This is a genomic window from Pseudophaeobacter sp. (genome assembly GCF_048267565.1).
Taxonomy (GTDB): Bacteria; Pseudomonadota; Alphaproteobacteria; order Rhodobacterales; family Rhodobacteraceae; genus Pseudophaeobacter; species Pseudophaeobacter profundi.
Map to the genome: position 1 here is coordinate 263,003 of NZ_JBLWXG010000001.1, position 18,963 is coordinate 281,965.

The 18,963-nt window shown below is 58.0% G+C and carries 18 protein-coding genes and 1 tRNA gene; 6 read left to right on the forward strand and 13 right to left on the reverse strand.

What is annotated here, in order from left to right; genetic code table 11:
• Nucleotides 1–216: 216 nt before the first annotated feature.
• The 6 genes from ACN0VH_RS01280 to ACN0VH_RS01305 all read right to left on the reverse strand — a co-directional run bounded on the left by ACN0VH_RS01280 (nt 217) and on the right by ACN0VH_RS01305 (nt 7,050).
• Nucleotides 217–301: transfer RNA gene (locus ACN0VH_RS01280), tRNA-Leu, on the reverse strand.
• A gap of 387 nt (nt 302–688) precedes the next feature.
• Nucleotides 689–1,549: an agmatinase gene (speB, locus tag ACN0VH_RS01285; RefSeq protein WP_278921458.1), complete on the reverse strand. Its 861-nt coding sequence runs from the start codon at nt 1,547–1,549 to the stop codon at nt 689–691.
• Nucleotides 1,550–1,559: 10 nt separating this feature from the next.
• Nucleotides 1,560–2,729 carry a carboxynorspermidine decarboxylase gene (gene nspC, locus ACN0VH_RS01290; protein WP_417699218.1) on the reverse strand — a complete coding sequence of 390 codons (1,170 nt, stop codon included), beginning with the start codon at nt 2,727–2,729 and terminating at the stop codon, nt 1,560–1,562.
• A 70-nt stretch (nt 2,730–2,799) separates the two neighbouring features.
• Nucleotides 2,800–4,011 carry a saccharopine dehydrogenase family protein gene (locus ACN0VH_RS01295; protein ID WP_278921460.1) on the reverse strand — a complete coding sequence of 404 codons (1,212 nt, stop codon included), beginning with the start codon at nt 4,009–4,011 and terminating at the stop codon, nt 2,800–2,802.
• Between the two features lie 22 nt (nt 4,012–4,033).
• On the reverse strand, nt 4,034–5,923 hold the full coding sequence (gene speA / locus ACN0VH_RS01300) for a biosynthetic arginine decarboxylase (RefSeq protein WP_417699219.1): 1,890 nt from the start codon (nt 5,921–5,923) through the stop codon (nt 4,034–4,036).
• 221 nt (nt 5,924–6,144) lie between these two features.
• Nucleotides 6,145–7,050, reverse strand: a complete 906-nt coding sequence (locus ACN0VH_RS01305; RefSeq protein WP_278921462.1) for a bestrophin family protein — start codon at nt 7,048–7,050, stop codon at nt 6,145–6,147.
• A gap of 376 nt (nt 7,051–7,426) precedes the next feature.
• Here ACN0VH_RS01305 and ACN0VH_RS01310 point away from each other — a divergent pair, with 376 nt between their 5' ends.
• From ACN0VH_RS01310 to lysC, 3 genes are read left to right on the forward strand one after another with little or no spacing between them, the layout of a single operon-like run.
• Nucleotides 7,427–8,152: a lysozyme gene (locus ACN0VH_RS01310; RefSeq protein WP_417699220.1), complete on the forward strand. Its 726-nt coding sequence runs from the start codon at nt 7,427–7,429 to the stop codon at nt 8,150–8,152.
• The gene (locus ACN0VH_RS01315; protein WP_417699222.1) at nt 8,149–8,487 is read left to right on the forward strand and encodes a hypothetical protein; all 339 of its coding nucleotides are present in this window, start codon (nt 8,149–8,151) and stop codon (nt 8,485–8,487) included. Before ACN0VH_RS01310 ends, ACN0VH_RS01315 begins: the two co-directional genes overlap by 4 nt.
• Nucleotides 8,423–8,671: an Rz1-like lysis system protein LysC gene (lysC, locus tag ACN0VH_RS20865; protein ID WP_490362979.1), complete on the forward strand. Its 249-nt coding sequence runs from the start codon at nt 8,423–8,425 to the stop codon at nt 8,669–8,671. Before ACN0VH_RS01315 ends, lysC begins: the two co-directional genes overlap by 65 nt.
• 43 nt (nt 8,672–8,714) lie before the next feature.
• On the opposite strand, the gene ACN0VH_RS01320 is transcribed toward lysC, so the two are convergent.
• Nucleotides 8,715–9,110 carry a GFA family protein gene (locus tag ACN0VH_RS01320; protein ID WP_313790322.1) on the reverse strand — a complete coding sequence of 132 codons (396 nt, stop codon included), beginning with the start codon at nt 9,108–9,110 and terminating at the stop codon, nt 8,715–8,717.
• Between the two features lie 335 nt (nt 9,111–9,445).
• Between ACN0VH_RS01320 and ACN0VH_RS01325 the strand changes: the two genes are divergently transcribed.
• The 3 genes from ACN0VH_RS01325 (at nt 9,446) to tig (ending at nt 14,094) form a co-directional block, all read left to right on the forward strand.
• Nucleotides 9,446–10,999, forward strand: coding sequence for an alpha/beta hydrolase (locus ACN0VH_RS01325; protein WP_417699223.1), 1,554 nt, complete (start codon nt 9,446–9,448; stop codon nt 10,997–10,999).
• A 412-nt stretch (nt 11,000–11,411) separates the two neighbouring features.
• Entirely contained in the window at nt 11,412–12,530 is a 1,119-nt protein-coding gene (locus tag ACN0VH_RS01330; protein WP_278921468.1) for a porin family protein, read from the forward strand.
• Between the two features lie 232 nt (nt 12,531–12,762).
• Nucleotides 12,763–14,094, forward strand: coding sequence for a trigger factor (tig, locus tag ACN0VH_RS01335; protein ID WP_278921469.1), 1,332 nt, complete (start codon nt 12,763–12,765; stop codon nt 14,092–14,094).
• A 209-nt stretch (nt 14,095–14,303) separates the two neighbouring features.
• On the opposite strand, the gene ACN0VH_RS01340 is transcribed toward tig, so the two are convergent.
• The 6 genes from ACN0VH_RS01340 to rpsF form a co-directional block, all read right to left on the reverse strand.
• Nucleotides 14,304–16,262 carry a bifunctional 2',3'-cyclic-nucleotide 2'-phosphodiesterase/3'-nucleotidase gene (locus tag ACN0VH_RS01340; protein ID WP_278921470.1) on the reverse strand — a complete coding sequence of 653 codons (1,959 nt, stop codon included), beginning with the start codon at nt 16,260–16,262 and terminating at the stop codon, nt 14,304–14,306.
• 111 nt (nt 16,263–16,373) lie between these two features.
• Nucleotides 16,374–16,853 carry a transglycosylase SLT domain-containing protein gene (locus ACN0VH_RS01345; RefSeq protein WP_417699225.1) on the reverse strand — a complete coding sequence of 160 codons (480 nt, stop codon included), beginning with the start codon at nt 16,851–16,853 and terminating at the stop codon, nt 16,374–16,376.
• 154 nt (nt 16,854–17,007) lie between these two features.
• Nucleotides 17,008–17,376 (reverse strand): hypothetical protein, encoded by a 369-nt coding sequence (locus ACN0VH_RS01350; RefSeq protein ID WP_278921472.1) that lies wholly within the window; start codon nt 17,374–17,376, stop codon nt 17,008–17,010.
• A 146-nt stretch (nt 17,377–17,522) separates the two neighbouring features.
• Entirely contained in the window at nt 17,523–18,143 is a 621-nt protein-coding gene (gene rplI / locus ACN0VH_RS01355; protein WP_278921473.1) for a 50S ribosomal protein L9, read from the reverse strand.
• Nucleotides 18,144–18,156: 13 nt separating this feature from the next.
• Nucleotides 18,157–18,384, reverse strand: a complete 228-nt coding sequence (rpsR, locus tag ACN0VH_RS01360) for a 30S ribosomal protein S18 (RefSeq protein ID WP_005982441.1) — start codon at nt 18,382–18,384, stop codon at nt 18,157–18,159.
• A 27-nt stretch (nt 18,385–18,411) separates the two neighbouring features.
• Complete coding sequence (gene rpsF / locus ACN0VH_RS01365; protein WP_232402295.1) at nt 18,412–18,765, reverse strand: 30S ribosomal protein S6; 354 nt, start codon at nt 18,763–18,765, stop codon at nt 18,412–18,414.
• Nucleotides 18,766–18,963: the final 198 nt, after the last annotated feature.

Here is an 18,963-nt window from a genome sequence, read left to right on the forward strand (position 1 = left end):
GAGGATCAGCCGCGACCAAGGCCAGGTTTCCGACAGCACGAATTATCCCTACTTAAACAAGGCTTTAACCATGTGAGGACAGAGGATATGGCCGAGCATACCAGTCGATGTATTTGAGCGTTGGTGTCAGGGCCATGTGAAAGTGTCCTCAATGTCTGCGCTGACAAGTCGGACTCTCTGATTTTCCTGAATATTCTGACCTATCTAGAGGTCTTGTGGTGCGGGTGAAGGGACTCGAACCCCCACGCCTCGCGGCGCCAGAACCTAAATCTGGTGCGTCTACCAATTCCGCCACACCCGCACGTTTCGCAAATCACTTGTTGCGTCGGCGGTGGATAGCAAAGGTTGAAACCGGATGCGAGCGCTAATTTCAACAAAAGAGGCAGAATGCCACGGACAACGCATCTATCTGTGTCTTGCGCGCCCTGACCAACTGCGGTTCCAATGCTGATTTCTGCGCTTGAGCTTGCGCAACAGGGAAATCTCAGTGCCGCTTGCCTGCGGATTGTGCGGCAGATTCTTGCCCGCTGCACCCGCATAGGGCTGGCCAGGGCCAGGTCCTGCGCCGAGACGGGCGCGGTATCGCGCAGCTGGCAAACCTGCAAGGCCTGATCGCCTGGGCCAATCGGTTCAAACGGTGTGTAACAAGACCGGGGAACGCGTGAAAACCCTGGGCAAGCGCCTGAGGTTATCTGTCGCCGTTTGCAAGGCAGGCCGCCATGAGACGATAGACAATCTGCGCTGCGGTGAAGTCCCAGGCGGCGTTGCCATCGGGCGCAAGTTCGACCACATCCAGCCCGACACACCGGCGCCCCTTTAGCGCGTGCTCCACAAGATGCAGGGCCTGATAATAGCCCAGACCACCGGGGACAGGCGTGCCCGTTGCAGGCATGAGGGAGGGATCCAGCCCATCCACATCAAAGCTGATGTAGATCAGTTCGGGGAAATCTTCTGGCAGTTCAATTTCGTGGATATTGCGGGTAACCAGCTCTTCTGCGTCCACGTGAAAGACCGCATTGGCGGTGCGGCTTTCGGCTTCTTGGGTGCACAGGGCGCGGACGCCGAATTGTGCCAGCCGGATGCCTGCTTGCGACAGAAGATGCATGACGGAGGCATGCGAATGCTGCTCTCCCTGGTAGGCCACGCGCAAATCGGCATGGGCGTCAATCTGCACGATGCCAATCGGTTGATTCAGCGCGCGCGCCACCCCGGTGACAGCGCCGTAGCTTAGCGAGTGTTCACCGCCCAGTGTCACCGGCAGTTTGCCATCGCGCAGGCAGGCCTCGGTGCGCTGTGCCAGCCGTTCCATCACCTCTGGCAGCGGCCCTTCGCAGTCCAGCGCGGTCTCGGTGAAGATACCCCTGGCGCAGGGCTCCAGCCCCTGACACAGGCGCTCTAGCTCGTTTGAGGCTGCGATGATCGCCTGGGGGCCAAGTGCGGTGCCGGCACCATAAGACACGGTGCGTTCCAGCGGTACAGGGATGACGCGAAACAGGGCATCTTGGCCCCGTTCGGCATCGGTCAGTTCGCTGTCGAGAAAGATGCTCATGCAGAGGCCCTCATGATAGACGTTCCTTGAAATCCAGGTATCCGAATTGCTTTACCATCCGCAGCTCATCCGTCTGGCTGTTCCAGAGCAGGATCGAGGGAAGGGCCACGCCATTGAACGTATTGGTCTTGACCATCGAGTAATGGGCTTGATCGAGAAAGGCGAAGCGATCGCCGATCTGCAGCGGCTGCGCGGTTGTGTAATCGCCAATCACATCGCCAGCGAGGCAAGAGGGCCCGCCCAGACGGTAGGTATGGCCAGTGTCCACCTCACCCATCATGGCGGGGCGATAGGGGGCTTCGATCACGTCGGGCATGTGGCATGTGGCCGATATATCGGTGATGGCCAAGTCTATGCCATTTTGCGGCAGGTCCAGAACTTCGCCAATCAGAATACCCGCATCCAAGGCTACCGCCTCGCCGGGTTCCAGGTAGATGTCGACATCGTATTTGGCGCGAATACCCGTGATGAAGGCGATCAGCGCCTCGCGGTCATAGTCATCGCGGGTAATGTGGTGTCCACCACCAAAATTCAGCCATTTCAGATGTTCAATATGCGGTTTCAAGGTCTCTTCAATCGAGGCCCAGGTCCGTTCCAGCGGGGCAAACCCCTGTTCGCAAAGGGTATGCATATGCAGCCCGTCCACGCCGATCAATGCCTCGGCTGTCAGCTGGCTAATAGGGGTGCCAAGCCGCGAACAGGGCGCGCAGGGGTCATATTTTGCAATCTCGCCTTCGGAATGTTCGGGGTTGATGCGCAGCCCGACCTGTTTGCCTGCGGATTTGCACCTGGCCAGAAACCTGTCCTTTTGCGCGGGGCTGTTAAAGATCACATGATCGGAGAGCGCGATGATTTCATCAATCTCGCTGTCCTTGTAGCCGGCACAGAAGGTCGCGACCTCGCCGCCATATTCTTCCCGTGCAAGCCGCGCCTCATACAATCCGCTGGCGCAGGTCCCGCCAATATACTGGCGCAGCAGCGGGGCCAGCGCGAACATGGAGAAGGCTTTCAGGGCCGCAAGAACATGGGCGCCAGACCTGTCGGCCACCTCGGCCAGGATCGTCAGGTTTCGTTCAACCGCTTTTTCGTCCACCACGAAGGCTGGCGTCGACACGCGGGACAGATCAAAATCGCGAAATGCGCCCGGGTCACCAGCCTGTGTGGCCATCAAGTCTGACATCGCATCATCCACCATTGCAATGTGGGGCAGGCCCGGTGGTGCCACCGGGCCTGACGTTGAAAATTTAACGCTAGAAATCGACAGGGCCGTCCAGCTCATGCACCTGCCAGGGCAGGCCGTGTTGGTTCAGCATGTCCATGAAGTCATCGGGATCCAGCTGTTCCATGTTCCAGACACCGGGCGCGGCCCAGTTGCCTTTCAGAACCTGCGCGGCGCCGATCATGGCGGGGACGCCCGTGGTATAGCTGACCGCCTGGCTGCCGACTTCGGCATAGCACTCTTCGTGGTCACAGATATTGTAGATGTAGAAGGTTTTTTCGCCTGATCCATCCATGGCCTCGCCCGTGGCGATATCACCGATGCAGGCCTTGCCCTTGGTTTCAGCCCCCAGATCGCCGGGATCGGGCAGCAGTGTTTTCAGAAACTGGATCGGGATGATTTCCTGCCCGTCATGCATCACCTTGTCGATGCGGGTCATGCCGACGTTTTCCAGCACCTTGGCGTGCATGATATAGGCATCGCCAAAGGTCATCCAGAACCGTGCCCGTTCGATTTCCGGGAAGTGGGTCGACAGGCTTTCCAGTTCTTCATGATACATCAGGTACATGTTCTTTGGCCCGATGGCAGGGAAATCGAACTCAACCTTATGGGTCATGGCCGGGGTTACCTGCCAGTCGCCATTTTCCCAATGCCGGGCCTCGGCCAGCACTTCGCGCAGATTGATTTCCGGGTTGAAGTTGGTGGCAAATTCCTGATCGTTGGAACCGCCGTTGGCATCCAGCACATCAATCTGGCGAATGGATTTCAGCTTGTGCTTGCGCAGCCAGGTCGCAAAAACGCTGGTAACGCCGGGATCAAAACCCGCCCCCAGGATCGCTGTCAGGCCGGCCGCCTTGAAACGGTCCTGATAGGCCCACTGCCAATGATATTCGAACTTGGCCACGTCTTCGGGTTCATAGTTTGCAGTGTCCAGATAGTGGCACCCGGCCTCCAGACAGGCATCCATCAACACAAGGTCCTGATAGGGCAGGGCCAGGTTCACCAGAATCTCGGCACCGGTTTCGCGGATCAGGGCCACGGTTGCGGCCACATCATAGGCATCCAGGGCCGCAGTCCTGATGTCAACGCCGGTGCGTTCTTTCACACTGGCGGCAATCGCATCGCATTTTGATTTGGTACGGCTGGCCAGGGTGATTTCGGTGAAGATATCGGCGTTCATCGCCATCTTATGCACCGAAGCGTGACTTACGCCGCCCGCGCCAACAACAAGTGTCTTGCCCATGGTGGTTCTCTCCTTACCGAGGTCATTCATAGTAGGTATAGCCGTTGATCGAGCCCCGATAGGCTTCAATCAGAATCTTGCGTTCATTGGCCTTTATGGCCCCGCCCGAGATAGCTTCATCGACCATTTTACGGAAGGCCGCAATGCAATCTGCCGGATCATATTCCACATATGACAGGACTTCAGAAATCGTGTCACCTTCCTGTTCGTGCAGCAGATCAAAGCCGCCATCCGAGCGCAGATCGATCGTGACTACATTGGTGTCGCCAAACAGGTTGTGCAGATCGCCCAGGGTTTCCTGATAGGCCCCAACAAAAAAGACCCCAAGATAATAGCGCTGATCTTCGGGCAGGGAATGCACCGGCAGCGACGGTGAAATGCCTTCTGCCAGGATAAAGCGATCCACCTTGCCGTCGCTGTCACAGGTGATGTCGGACAGGACGGCGCGGCGATCCGGTGGCTGGTCCAGCATTTGCAGCGGCATGATCGGATGCAACTGGTCAATGGCCCAGACATCCGGCAAGGACTGGAACAGCGAAAAGTTGCAGTGATAGACATCGGCAACCTTTTCCAGCTTTTCGCCCAGTTCGTTCACCTCGTCCGAGGCAGCAACAAGCATCTTGATCCGGGCAATCAGATACAGATAGATCCGCTCTGCCCGGGCCATCTGGCGCAGGTCGACCATGCCGCGCCGAAACAGCCCGCGCAGTTCGTCCCGATAAAAACTGGCGTCGTTCCAGCATTCCTGCACCCGGCCAGACACAAGATACCCGCTGATTGCCGCCAGATCAGACACCAGATGATGATCATCGGGCTGCACCTCTGGCGCGTCCGGGGCATCAAACAGCGTCGTTTCCAAAACATCAAAGATCAGCATCGATGAGGTCGCAACCACCGCCCGGCCGCTTTCCGTGACCAGAATGGGATGTTCCACCTCGGCTTCGTCCAGGGCATAGGCCACGGTTTCCACGATATTGGCGGCATATTCTTCGATCGTGTAGTTGATCGAGTTCTCGCCGGCCCGTTTTTCGCCCGTGTAATCCACGCCCAGGCCGCCGCCCAGGTCCAGATGGGTCAGGGGGACGCCTTCGCGGGTCAGTTCGATGAAATACCGACAGGCTTCGGTGGTGGCGCGGCGAACATCATTTACGTCCGGCACCTGGCTGCCCAGGTGGGAATGCTGCAGCTTGAGACAGTGCAGCAGGCCCACATCTTTTAGCCGGTCCACCACCCGCAACAATTGGTCGGAATTCATGCCAAATGCCGACCGATCACCCGAGCTTTCCTGCCATTTTCCGCCAATCTGGTTGGTCAGCTTTACCCGAACTCCCAGCAATGGCTCGATGCCCAATTCCTGGGTGACCTGAATGACGGTTTCTGCTTCTTTCGGGCTCTCCAATACGATGATGGTGTTAAAGCCCAGCCGCTGTGACAGGATCGCCAGACGAATGAACTCGGCGTCCTTGACACCGTTGCAGACAATCAGCGCGTTCTTTGACAGGCGGTGCGCCAGCGCGATCACAAGCTCGGGCTTTGATCCTGCCTCCAGCCCGAAGTCGAACTCTCGCCCGAACTCAACAATCCGATCCACCACCTGCGCCTGTTGGTTCACCTTGATGGGAAAGACCCCGCGATAGGGGGCTTTATATCCGACGTGCTTGATTGCTTTGGCAAAGCTTTGATTGATGTGGCGGATTTCGTGTTCCAGAAACGAACTGACGCGCAACACCATCGGGGCGGCGATGCCCCGTTGTTCCAGATCCTGCAGGATACCCGGCAGGCTGATCGGGGCGGCAGCGTCATTGAGCGGATCGCAAAGCGAGATCTCGCCGTCGGGAGACACGGTTATCAAACCTTTGCCCCATTGATCGACGCCATAAATACTGCCTGGGCAGGTGTCGTTTTGATCCAATCGATATGACCTTTCTGACGGAGAGGAGAGCGGAAAAATTGCTATGAACCGGAGTGAAGTACAGAGTGGTCGGCGGGGCGAACCATCTGGAGGTAACTTTATGCCTGGCCCAATACCACCATTGCGCAACGCGTCCTATGGGTTTTGCAAGCTTGACATCGGGTGATGCACAAGACCTCACCTCGTTTATTCCAACATGGAAAACGCACCGGTTTCAACCCCTAGGTCAGGATGTAGTTCTCTGGCGTCAGGGGCTTTGGCGCAGGCTGTCCCAGCGCTTCGGACACCGAAATTTCAATCACCCGGCACATCGCATCCAGCGGCAGCCCGTTTTGCACATCGCGAAACGGCAGGTCCAGCTCGTTTGTCACTGTTTGCAGGCCAAAGAAAACATAGGCGACCACCGCAGAAAAGAGCGGGGCAAACCAGCCAGTGGATTCGATCAGCGCAAAGGGCAGCAACCAGCAATACAGATAGGTGGTCCGCCGTATGAGCAAGGAATAAACAAAGGGCAGCGGCGTCGTCAGGATCCGTTCGCACCCTGCCTGTGCAAGCGCCACAGAAGACAGGGTCTGGGAAATGGTAAGCTGACCAAACCCACTGACGTCGTCTCTTTCGCTCAGCTTGCGAATCTGATCCGCCATTGACCTCAGGGCTGCGTCGGCGGGGTTTTGATGGGCGAGCATTGCGGCGGCTTTCTCCTCGCCGATCCACTGTGCAATATCGTCACTTACATCGGTATTTCGCAAGAAGCCCCGGTGAAGATGGGCAAAAGCAACCGCACAGGACAGGATGCGTGCGCGGTCGTCCTCATTGCCGACAAAGATGCGCATGTGGCGCCCCAGGTTGCGCACATCGGCAATCATGGAGCCCCAGAGCTTGCGTGCCTCCCACCAGCGATCATAGGCGGCGTTGTTGCGAAAGCCGAGAAACAGCGAAAGCGCGACGCCGAATATCCCCATCGCTGCCATCGAGATATGGGGCAGGTTAATGAGATGTAGATCAACAAGCAGAACCGCCATGGACAAAACACCAACGCCAAGGATCTTGCCGATGATCGTTGGGACAATTGACCCCTGCATGACAAAGAACAACTGCAGTGAAGATGGGTGGTCCCGGACAATCATCTGGCTTGGCCTTTCAGGGTAGGGGGTGCAGCAGAGAGCCTCACTTAACGCTCAAACTTTCTTTGGCGGGCGTGACCGCAGGCTGCAGGTCAATCCGTACCGTAAATTTCGCATCTGTTCATAGACGGATCAGCAGCGCAAGGCTGTGAGATCCCGATATATTCCTTCGCCGGTGATACAGGCCCCGCTGCGGCGGGAAAGGTTCGAAAACGACCCTTCCGTGAAGGGGTCGTCAAAACTGCCCCGTGTTCGGGCGTTCCGGGCGGATTGGCAGGCCCGCCGGTAAGTCTGAGGCGCGCGCTGGTCTAAGGCTCTGTCAAATCGTGACCTGTAGATTGCTTTGGCTCTGGCGGGGGCTGGCATGTGGAGAATGATGATGACGCTTATTACAAACTGGCGGGCGGTTCTGGCAAAATCGGCCAGCATCTGGTTGATTCTTGCCAGCCTGTTGGCCACTTTCGGTTTTTTCTTTGCCCTGGTTAGCCCCGCCCTCATAGGATGGCCACCGATCTATTTTGCAGCTGTTTCAGCTAGTTTCCAGACGCTGGCGATTCCGGCGCGGGTGGTGCTGCAAAAGGGGATTTCGGGGCTGGATCGGTTTCGCGCGGATCAAAGCGGAGCCCTGAGGCGGCGCTATGTTGGATTGATTGCCGGCAGTGGCATTGCCCTGTCCAGCGCCATTGCCTTCATTGGCAGTTGGGAAGGGCTGCGCCAAGAGGCCTATCGTGATGTGGTGGGCGTCTGGACGGTGTGCTACGGTGCGACCGAGGGTGTGCGTCCGGGCGACAGCTACAGCCGGGCGGACTGTGACCACATGCTGGCGGCAGAAATCATCCGCCATGAAGCAGGGCTGGATCGCTGCCTGACGGCAGAGGTGCCATTGGGAATGAAGATCGCCCTGGTGTCCTGGACTTATAATGTCGGGGTTGGGGCGGCCTGTGGCTCTACCTTGCTGCGCCGGGTCAATGCGGGTGATTTGGCGGGGGGCTGCGATGAATTGCAGCGTTGGAACAGGGCGGGGGGGCGCGTCTGGCGTGGCCTGACGCGGCGGCGCATATCTGAAATGGAGATGTGTCATGCCGCCCTGAGGTCGGGCGCGTGACCCTGGTCTGGGGCTTGCGAAAATTGCCTGTGCTGCTTGGTAGCCTGGCCCTTGTGGTCGCGCTGTGGGCGCTACTGGATCTGATCGATGAGCGTCGCCGCCTTGCAGCAGATCTGGCCCAGACCCAGACACGTCTGCGCGCCGCCACGGCAGAACTGGCACAGGCGGCCGCGGCTGCCCGCATTCACCGCGCCCATTTGGACCGCGCCGCAGATGAGGCGCGGCGATGGTCGGAAATTATCAATGATTTTAAACAGATGGAGGGCCGCGATGCGCCTTTATCCCCTTTGCTGGGCCGTACTGCTGAGCAGCTGTTCCAGCGCTCTCCCGGATGAGCGAGCCGGGCCAATCCCGGTGCCGTCCGATCTGTTGCAGCCCTGTCCAGGCTATCAGGGGCCGACGCCCCGCAGCGAAGGTCAGCTGTCGGATGCGCTGATCGCAGAGCTGCGGGGGCGGAGCTGTGCCAATGCCAAACTGGCAACGGTAGAGGAAATACTTGCGGCGCCCGCTGCGCAATAGGGCGGGAAGTCTCTGGCCCGCCAAAGCCAGTCAGTGGGCAGGATCAGCTTGGCGGGTTCCCCGGAGATTGCGGCGCATCATCGCAGATTTCGTACCAGCCCGGTTTTTCAGAGGTAAATTCGTGAAACTGGTTTTGCAGCGCAACCGGCGTATCCAGGGCATTTGCAGCAATGGGAAAGCTATCTTCCTCGGACAGGATTTCGCCCAGCGATGTGCCGCATAGTCTGCAAAAACAACGATGATATTTATATGGGGCCGCCGGGTGATACAGCGCGACCTGTTCCTTGCCGGACACCCATCTAAGATCATCCCGTTTGACAAAGACAATTGCGCTGGCGCCAGCTTTTCGGCAGCGCGTGCAGTGACAGGTGCCCAGCATGCTTGGGATGGCCTGGAGTTCGAACTTAACTGTTCCACAACAACAGCTTCCGGTGATCATTTATGTTACCTCTTCCAAGATGATTATTACGAATGACAGGAACATTAAGTGAACATTTACCTGGGCGCAATCATGTTTGTCTGCATTTTTGGCAGGGCGCATCAGGCGGCAATTGGCTGGAATTAGACGATTTATATATTCGGCCGCCGCGTTTGCCGTTAAAAACGATCTTGAGGGAAGCCAAGGGAAGCCAGATGAATTACTCCGGGGCAGGCGTGGACAGGCAGCGGGCAGACATCGAGAATGGGCGCAAAAAACTATTGTGGTGGCAGCCATCACTGGCAGGGCTCTATTTCGGAGCCCTTTTTTGCGTTGCGACATTCTGGCCGTCTCTGTTGCCACGCCCCTGGGTGTTTCAGGGGGTGTTGTCGGGGCTGGTCTTTGCGCTTGGCTACGGCACTGGCACCGTTGGTCTTTGGCTTTGGCGCTATCTGGAATTGCCGCTGCTGCCGCTAAGGTGGCGCGCGCGCATGTATTTGGTGCTGGCCGGTTCCAGCGCGGTTGTCGCGGGCTATACCTTCTGGAACGTGGCCAACTGGCAAAATGTCACCCGTGGCCTGATGCAGATGCCCAAGGTAGAAGAGAGCTATTACCTGCAGATCACCCTGATTGGCCTGGGCATCGCCTTGTTGCTTATCCTGCTGGGTAAAGTGTTGTATCTGGCCCTTGCCTGTGCGGCCGCATTGCCACGCCACTATGTGCCACGCCGTATCGCCTCTTTATTGGGGGCGCTGGCCTTTCTGGGGCTACTGGTCATTGCTGCAAACGATACCCTGTTGCAACGTACAATCGCCGCGATCGACAGTGCCCAGGCACGTATTGATATCTCTGACCCGCCCGGCGCTTTTGCCCCGCAAGAGCCGCAGCGTTCGGGCAGTGCCCGATCGCTGATCGATTGGGGGCAACTGGGGAAGGCGGGCAAGCAGTTTGTCCATGAAGGCCCACGCCGCAGCGATATCGAGGCCTTTAGCAACAGGCCAGCGCAAGAACCGATACGTGTCTATGTGGGGCTCCGCTCGGCGCCGACACCACTGGCGCAGGCGCAGCTGGCCTTGCAAGACCTGCAACGCACTGATGCCTTTTCGCGCAAGATACTGGTCATTGCGACGCCAACCGGAACTGGGTGGCTGCAAAATGGCGCAATTGCACCGCTCGAATACATGCATGACGGCGACATCGCCACTGTGGGGGTGCAGTACTCATACCTGCCCAGCCCGCAATCCCTGCTGCTGCAGCCCGGATTGGTGCAAGAATCCGCATCCATCGTGTTTGACGTGATCTATAATTACTGGAAAACCCTGCCAGCCGAGACCCGCCCGCAGCTCTATCTCTTTGGCTTGAGCCTGGGATCTTTGGGGTCTGAAACATCTGTGCCGCTCTATGCCTATGTAAGCGACCCATTTCACGGTGCTCTCTGGGCTGGACCGACCTTTCGCAACCCGCTGTGGAAACGGGTGCAGCGCAATCGCGATCCGCAGTCACCGGCCTGGCAACCCCGCTTTGAAAACGGCGGGCTGTTTCGTGCCTTTGGCCCCGGCATGATCGCTGCCGACCAGCAACAGGGCTGGAGCCCCATTCGCACCGTATTCCTGGCTTACCCATCGGACCCGATTGTCTTCTTTGAGGAAAACATGTGGTCGCGAGCGCCCGCCTGGATGGGGCAGAACCGGGGCAGCGGTGTGTCATCGGGCTTTACCTGGGTGCCTGTGGTGACGTTTTTCCAGGTGGCACTGGATATGCTGTCGGCGGCTCGGGTCCCGGCCGGGCACGGGCATAACTACGCGGTGCGTGATTACACAGAGGCATGGGCCGTCGTGACAGGGCGCGCCGACTGGACGAGCGACCAAACCGAGCGTTTGCTTTCGCGGGTGGCAGATGAAGGCTGGTAGCCTGTCTACCTGCACCGTGAAACCGAGGCTGCGGCCCGCGTGGACCTGCTATCTTCTGCGGGGGATCTGCCTTGATGCAGGGCGGCCAGCGAAAAGAAAAGCACCGGTGTGCGAATCTCTGGTGCCGAAAAAAAATTGCTCTTGGAAGGTGGGTTTCGCTGGGTGCAATGCTGCTTTGATCCCTGTGCAGGCGGTAGGTGAAGTAGTTCACTCAAGTTTACCGCTTTCTTTCCAAAAATTGATTTTTGGCACCGGATTTCAGCGGGAAATTGCGTATTTTTCGGCCATGTGCGCAAAAGCCAATTTCAAGACTGCGCCGCAAAAAAACTGCTTGATATATCCGGGCCGAGGTACGGATCCCTGGGATGGGGGGATCTTGCACCGCAAAAGTTCAATCAGGAGACTCAAGACCATGAGCACCAAATTCGCTTTGCGCAGCAGCGCGGCCGTTGCGACCGCCCTGCTGGCCGCACCAGCCTTTGCTGGCCCCACCTATACCAATGACAACGGCGGTAGCTTCCGCTGGTATGGTCAGTTCAACCCATCCTTCCAGTCTTATGACGATGGTGTAGAAGACTACAGCCGCGTTGTTGACAACTCTTCCTCCAACTCGCGCATCGGGTTCTGGCTGGAGCAGGCCTTTGGCGAAAACACGCTGAAGTTCCACTTTGAAACAGCCTTTGGTCTGCGCGCCTCTGATGGGGTGGATCAGGCTGGCACAGGCCAAAACCTGAGCTGGAGCCGAACCAACCTGCGCCACGTGGATCTGCAGTTTGAAACTGCCAACTACGGCACATTCTCTGCTGGTCAGGGGTCTATGGCGTCTGACGGCGTAACAGGGGCTGACTTCTCGGGCACCGGTCTGGGCGCGGGTGTATCCGTAGGTGATATTGGCGGCGGCTATGCCTTCCGCACCGCAAGCGGCGCTGTAAGCGGCGTGACCGTTGGTGATGCCTTCACCGATCTGGATGGCAGCCGTCTGGGCCGGATCCGCTATGACAGCAACAACTTTGCTGGTTTTGTCTTCTCGACATCCTACGGCACAGACATCCTGGGCACCAACAACGACCGCGAAACCTATGACGTTGCGGTACGCTACGGCAACGATGAGCTGGGTGCCTTTGCACTGGATGCGGGTCTGGCGGCAGCCTGGACAGAACAGACCGGCAAGCAGGATCGTCGCGATATTTCCGGTTCGGTGTCGCTGTTGCACCGTGACACCGGCCTGTCGATGACACTGGCCGCAGGGGATCGCGATATCTCGGGCAACTATGGCTATGCCAAGCTGGGATATTCGGCCAACCTGATCAACGCGGGCAAGACTTCGTTCTCGGTCGATTACTATGACGGTTCTGATCTTGTGACCACTGGTGATACCTCCGAATCCTGGGGTGTTGCTGCGGTTCAAAAGATCGACAATCTGAACCTGGAAACCTACATCGCTTACCGCGATTATTCCTACGCGGACACGTCGGGGACCAGCTACCAGGATTCCAACGTGATCCTGGCTGGCGCTCGCTGGAAGTTCTAAAGATCTAACCATGCTTGCCCCAGGCCGTTCCCTCGGTTCCTGGGGCAGAGGCACGTCCCCCATGCGGGGGGCGTGCCTTTTTTGTTTTTGGCAGAATTTTGTCAGTAAATTCGGCTTTGAGAGACTGAAACCGGCAATCCCCCTTGCACCGCGCCGCCAGTAACAATAGAAGGCCTCAAATTGTCTGGGGGTGTTGCCTGCGCGCGCGCCCCGAATCTCTATGGGGTATAGGATGCAGGTCACCGAGACGCTGAACGAAGGTCTGAAACGCGGCTACGCCATCACGGTCACTGCTGCCGAGCTGGACGCCAAGGTCAATGAAAAGCTGGTTGAAGCCCAGCCAGAAATCGAAATGAAGGGCTTTCGCAAAGGCAAAGTTCCTATGGCGCTGCTGAAAAAGCAGTTTGGCCAGCGCATGATTGGCGAAGCGATGCAGGAAGCCGTCGACGGTGCCATGAACAAGCATTTCGAAGACAGCGGCGACCGCCCAGCGATGCAGCCCGACGTCAAAATGACCAATGAAGATTGGAAAGAGGGCGACGACGTCAACGTCGAGATGTCCTATGAGGCGCTGCCCGAAATTCCTGAGGTCGACCTGTCTGGTGTGACCCTGGAAAAGCTGGTTGTGAAGGCTGAAGAAGAGGCCGTCACCGAAGCGCTGGAAAGCCTGGCAGAAAACGCCCAGGAATTCGAAGCCCGCGAAGCAGGTGCTGCCTCCGAAGATGGTGACCAGGTTGTCATCGACTTCCTGGGTAAAGTGGACGGCGAAGCCTTTGAAGGTGGCGCAGCAGACGATTATCCGCTGGTTCTGGGCTCCAACTCCTTTATTCCCGGTTTTGAAGAGCAGCTGGTTGGCGTGAAAGCCGAAGAGGAAAAAGACGTTACCGTTTCTTTCCCCGACGACTATCAGGCCGAGCACCTGGCCGGCAAAGAAGCCGTGTTCTCTTGCACCATCAAAGAGGTCAAGGCCCCCAAGGCAGCCGAGATCAACGACGAGATGGCGAAGAAGTTCGGCGCTGAAGACCTGGAAGGCCTGAAGGGCCAGATCCGCGAACGTCTGGAAGCAGAATATGCCGGTGCCGCCCGCGCCGTGATGAAGCGCGCGACCCTCGACAAGCTGGACGAACTGGTCTCCTTTGACCTGCCGCCGTCGCTGCTGGAGGCCGAAGCCAAGCAGATCGCGCATCAGCTGTGGCACGAGGAAAACCCAGATGTCGAAGGCCATGATCACGCTGAAGTAGAGGCCACTGAAGAGCACACCAAACTGGCGTCCCGCCGCGTGCGTCTTGGCTTGCTGCTGGCAGAGCTTGGTCAGAAAGCCAAAGTTGAAGTGACCGACGCAGAGATGACCCAGGCGATCATGGCGCAGGCGCGTCAGTACCCCGGCCAAGAGCGTCAGTTCTTTGAATTCATTCAGCAGAACGCCCAGATGCAACAGCAGTTGCGTGCGCCTCTGTTTGAAGACAAGGTCATCGACCACCTGTTTGAACAGGCCACTGTTTCTGAGAAAGAAGTTTCGAAAGAAGATCTTCAAAAGGCTGTTGAGGCCCTCGAAGAAGAATAATCTACAGTCTTCTTACTGTTTCAAAGGGCTGCCAATTGGCGGCCCTTTTTCGTTGTCCCAAAGGGACATACGCTCGCAGTAATTACGTTTCAGCGCGGCGCTGCGCGGCTGGAAGGCCCCCCACATGCCCGCTACGTCAAAGGGCCCAGCATTTTTGCCGGGCCCTTTGGGGAACTGTCATCAGGCAGGCGGGTGTCGCCGTGCCAGGTTCACAGATCAATGCGGAAGCGTGCAAACCCTTCCGGGCCTTCCCCGGCTGCAGAGATCGCTACCCCCCGGACGTCGCTGGCATAGTCACTGGCCTTGGGGCCGGTGTCAAACAGGACGCTTGTACCCGGCAGCGGCGCAAACCGCCAATTGGCATCGGCACGGGGGCTGATGGTCCCCTTTTCAACGATATAACGCACGATCACATCGCGGTTGGTGTCCGGCCCTTCAAAGACAATGCTGTCGCCCTTGGCGCCGGGGAAATCACCGCCACCAGAGGCGCGGTAATTGTTGGTGGCGACGATGAACTGAGCCTCTGGATCAATGGGGGCGCCGTTGTATTCAAGCTTGGTGATGCGGCTTGCATCAGGGTTTTGCAATTCCCCTTTGGTGCTGAATTTGGAAGGCTGGCTCAGGTCAATCTGGTAGGTTACGCCATCCATCACATCAAAGTTGTAGCTGGGGAAGGCCGGATTGAGCAGCAGCTGGTCCGCCTTGCCGGGTTCGACCTGGTTGAAGATCCCGGCGGACCGTTCCAGCCAGTCCTTGACCTCGGCCCCGGTGACCAGAACTGCGCGGGCGGTGTTAGGGTAAAGATACAGATCAGACACATTCTTGATCGCCACATCGCCCTTGGGAACATCAGTGAAATAGTCTGGTCCGCCGCGCCCACCAGCCTTGAAGGGGGCGGCGGCTGACAGGATGGGCAGCCCGTCATATTCGGTGCCCTGCAGCATCTGGGCGATGTACCAGCTTTGCGCAATAGAAACGATCTGCACCGAAGGATCATCGGCAACCAGTGCAAAGTAACTGTGCAGCGGTGCATCTGTCTTGCCGACTGCACGGCGCACATAGGCCAGCGTTTCCTCGTGTTCCTGTGCGGCTGCGGCCAGAACCGTTGCAGTGCTGTCGACCAGCGCGGTGATGGAACGGTCTTCGTTGCGTTTGGAAATAGGGCGCGCTTCGGAGGCATGGCCAACCACGCGCCAACCGCCTGCATCCCGTTCCAGCATCAGATCAATCAGGCCCAGGTGGCTGCCCCAATACCCCCCCATGGTGGCGGGTTTGCCCTGCAACGTGCCCTTGGCCACGTCAATGCCATCCAGCCCGTCGTATTTGGAGGAGGGAAACACCAGATGGCTGTGGCCGGTCATGATCGCATCAATGCCATCCACCCCGGCCAAGACCAAAGAGGCGTTTTCCATGCCATCGCTTTCGCGGGCCGCGCCAATACCGGAATGTGACAGCGCAATGATGATATCTGCGCCTTTTTCCTTCATTTCCGGCACATAGGCGCGGGCGGTTTGCAAGATGTCACGCGCCTGCACATTGCCTTCCAGATGGCGGCGATCCCAGTTCATGACCTGCGGGGGCACAAAACCGATCAGCCCGATCTTGATGGCGTGCTTTTGCCCGGCACCATCTGTCAAGGTCCGATCCATCAGCACATAGGGTGGCAACAGGGTCTTGTCATCTCGCGGGGCAGCACCAGTTTCCTTGGCGATATTGGCGCAGACGACGGGGAAATCCGCCCCGGCCAGCGATTTCATCAGAAACTCTAGCCCGTAGTTGAATTCGTGGTTGCCCAGGGTAGAGGCATCAAAACCAACGGCGTTCATGGCAGCAATCACCGGGTGCAGATCACCGTCGCGCATGCCACGCTCATAGGCGATGTAATCACCCATCGGATTGCCCTGCAGGAAATCGCCATTGTCGAGCAGCAGCGCATTGGTTGCCTCGGCGCGGATCTCTTTGACGAGAGAGGCGGTGCGGGCAAGGCCAACCGTATCGCGGGGCTTGTCCGCGTAATAGTCATATGGAAAGACATGCACATGCAGATCGGTGGTTTCCATCAGCCGCAGATGCACCTGATTGGACGCCGCTTGCAGCGAAAACGGATGCAGCGCGATAAGGCCAGCACTGCCAGCAAGAAAGGATCGGCGGTCAAGGGTGATCGGCATTGTTCAGCTCCCAGTATTGTTGTGCTCTGCGGGTACCCGAGAACGATAACAACAAAATGACAGGGAACGTGATGTTTTTTGCAACCCTTGATGGTGCCTAGGGGGCCGACCCTAGTTTACCAAGCCGGTTTCCTTCAACATGCCGCGCCGCTTGGCGGCGTAATAATAGCCACGTGAATAATGTTTGACTGCGGTGTCAAAATCACCATCGGACAACAGCCAGGCGCCGCGCAGGTATTTCACCGAAAATTCAAGGTTGGTATCGGCATCCAATAGGTCTTTGGGCGCGCCACTAAAGCCCATGGAGCGCGCCGTGGCAGGTAGAATCTGCAGCAGCCCGTAGTAGGGGCGGTTCACGGCCGTGGGCCGGTGGGTGCTTTCACGGATGGCCAGGCGGTGCACCAGGGCAGGCGGGACCTCGTAGTGATCGGACCAATAGTTGATGCTTTGGCGCAGCTCGGGGGTTTCGTTGGGATAGAGCGGAGGATTAAAATCTGGCTCTTCGGTGGCGGCACCACAGGCTGTCAGTGCAATGGCTGGTAATAGATAGGCAAGCAGGATCAGGGGCCTGCGAAGGTACTGTTGGATCATGCTCTGGGCCTTTCCCTGTAACGCAGCGCAGCGCGCCAGCTGCGCCGGTTTTATCTAAGCTGGACCAAAAGCAAAAGCTGCCCGGTCGGGGATCGGCGGATTTTGGGGCATGGCGTACCATCACCTGCCCTAGTCTATGGGGACCTGTCCTTTGCTAGCCGGTGACAGGATGGCCGCGCTGCTGCATACATTGTACCAGATACTGGCGCTGCGCCTGCTTGACCTGGCTATCCGCCACTGCGGCACCGATGGCGGCACCAGCAAGTGCCCCAGCCAGAGCCTTGTCCCGGCTTTCGGTTGCCCCCACCAAGGCCCCTCCGGTTCCACCGATGGCTGCTGTCTTGCCGATGTGACCCTGACCAACGCGGCGTGCTTCTGCCCGGCATTGGGCCTCATCGCTGTTGAAGTTGGCACCAGGTGAGCCGCTGACCATCAGCGGGGCATCTACGGGAACGGTGTCGCAGGCGGCAAGCGCCAGCAACAATAGACCACCGCTGACAGATTTCAAGATACGTCCAGACATGACCACACTCCTTCGAATTCACTGTGAATATGATACAGGGTAGATCGGGTGGGGCCAGATCGCCAAGCCCCAACGGCAGCCAAGACAAAAAAGGCCACCTCATGCAGAGGTGGCCTTTCTCATTCATCAATCTGATCGGGGTGCGATCAGGTTGTTGGTTCTTCTTCGCTGGCGACGGCAGGGGCATCGCCCTCGTCGTCGTCGTCCGAAGCGGCAGAGCCGATATCGTCAAACAGTTCTGAAATTTCGAATTCAGCAGCTGCTTCCTCTTCGGCAGCAAGCTCCTGGATCGATTTGCCAGAGGCCTGCAGCTCAGCTTCTTCAGTTGAACGGGCGACGTTCAGCTTGATCTGGGCGTCGACTTCTGGGTGCAGTTTGACCAGTACAGTGTGCAGGCCGAGGTCTTTGATCGGATCGATCAGAGCAACCTGCTTCTTGTCTACCGAGAACCCTGCTTCGCTGGCGGCTTCTGCGGCGTCACGCGGGGTGACGGAACCGTAGAGGGCGCCAGAGTCGGAGGCAGAGCGAATCACGATGAACTGCTGACCGTCCAGCTTTTCAGCGAGGGCGGCGGCTTCTGCTTTGGTTTCCAGATTGCGTGCTTCCAGCTGCGCTTTCTGGGCTTCAAATGCGGCCAGGTTTGCTTCCGATGCGACCTTGGCTTTCGCCTGGGGCAGCAGGAAGTTACGGGCAAAACCGGGTTTGACGTCTACGACGTCACCCATCTGGCCCAGCTTGGCGACACGTTCAAGAAGGATAACTTGCATTGCTCAGGTCTCCTTACTTAACAGCATAAGGCAGCAGGGCGAGGAAGCGGGCGCGCTTGATAGCACGGGCCAGTTCACGCTGCTTCTTTGCCGAAACGGCGGTGATACGCGAAGGCACGATCTTGCCACGCTCAGAGATGTAGCGCTGCAGAAGACGGGTGTCTTTGTAGTCGATCTTCGGCGCATTGTCACCCGAGAAGGGGCACACTTTGCGACGGCGGAAAAACGGTTTGGCTGCCATGGTTTAGCGTCCTTTTCTCAAGCTGGATCAGCGGCGCTCGCGACGGGTGTCGCGTTCGTCACGTTTCTGCATCTGAACCGAAGGTCCTTCGGCGTGCTCGTCGACCTTGATGGTCAGAACGCGCATCACGTCATCATGCAGGCGCATCAGGCGTTCCATTTCCTGAATCGCCGACGCCGGAGCATCAGAGCGCAGGAAGGCATAGTGGCCCTTGCGGTTTTTGTTGATCTTGTAGGCCATCGTTTTGACGCCCCAGTATTCACTGTCAACGAGCTTACCTTCGTTGTCAGCCAATACGGCACCAAAATGTTCGACGAGACCTTCAGCTTGCGAGTTGGACAGATCCTGACGCGCAATCATGACATGCTCATAGAGGGGCATGCGAACTCCAGTTTGTTTCAAGGCGCATTTCATAGACGGGGCGGTTCAACCTTCCGCTGCCCTGTCACGAGAGGCTGCGCGGATCGAAATTGTCGCGGAAGGTTGGCCCCATATATCGGCTTTTGCGCAAAGAGCAAGGTCAAATGCTTTTCTGGGGCATCTGTGCAGTCGGGGCAGCCTGTGCGGTCGGGGGGCGCG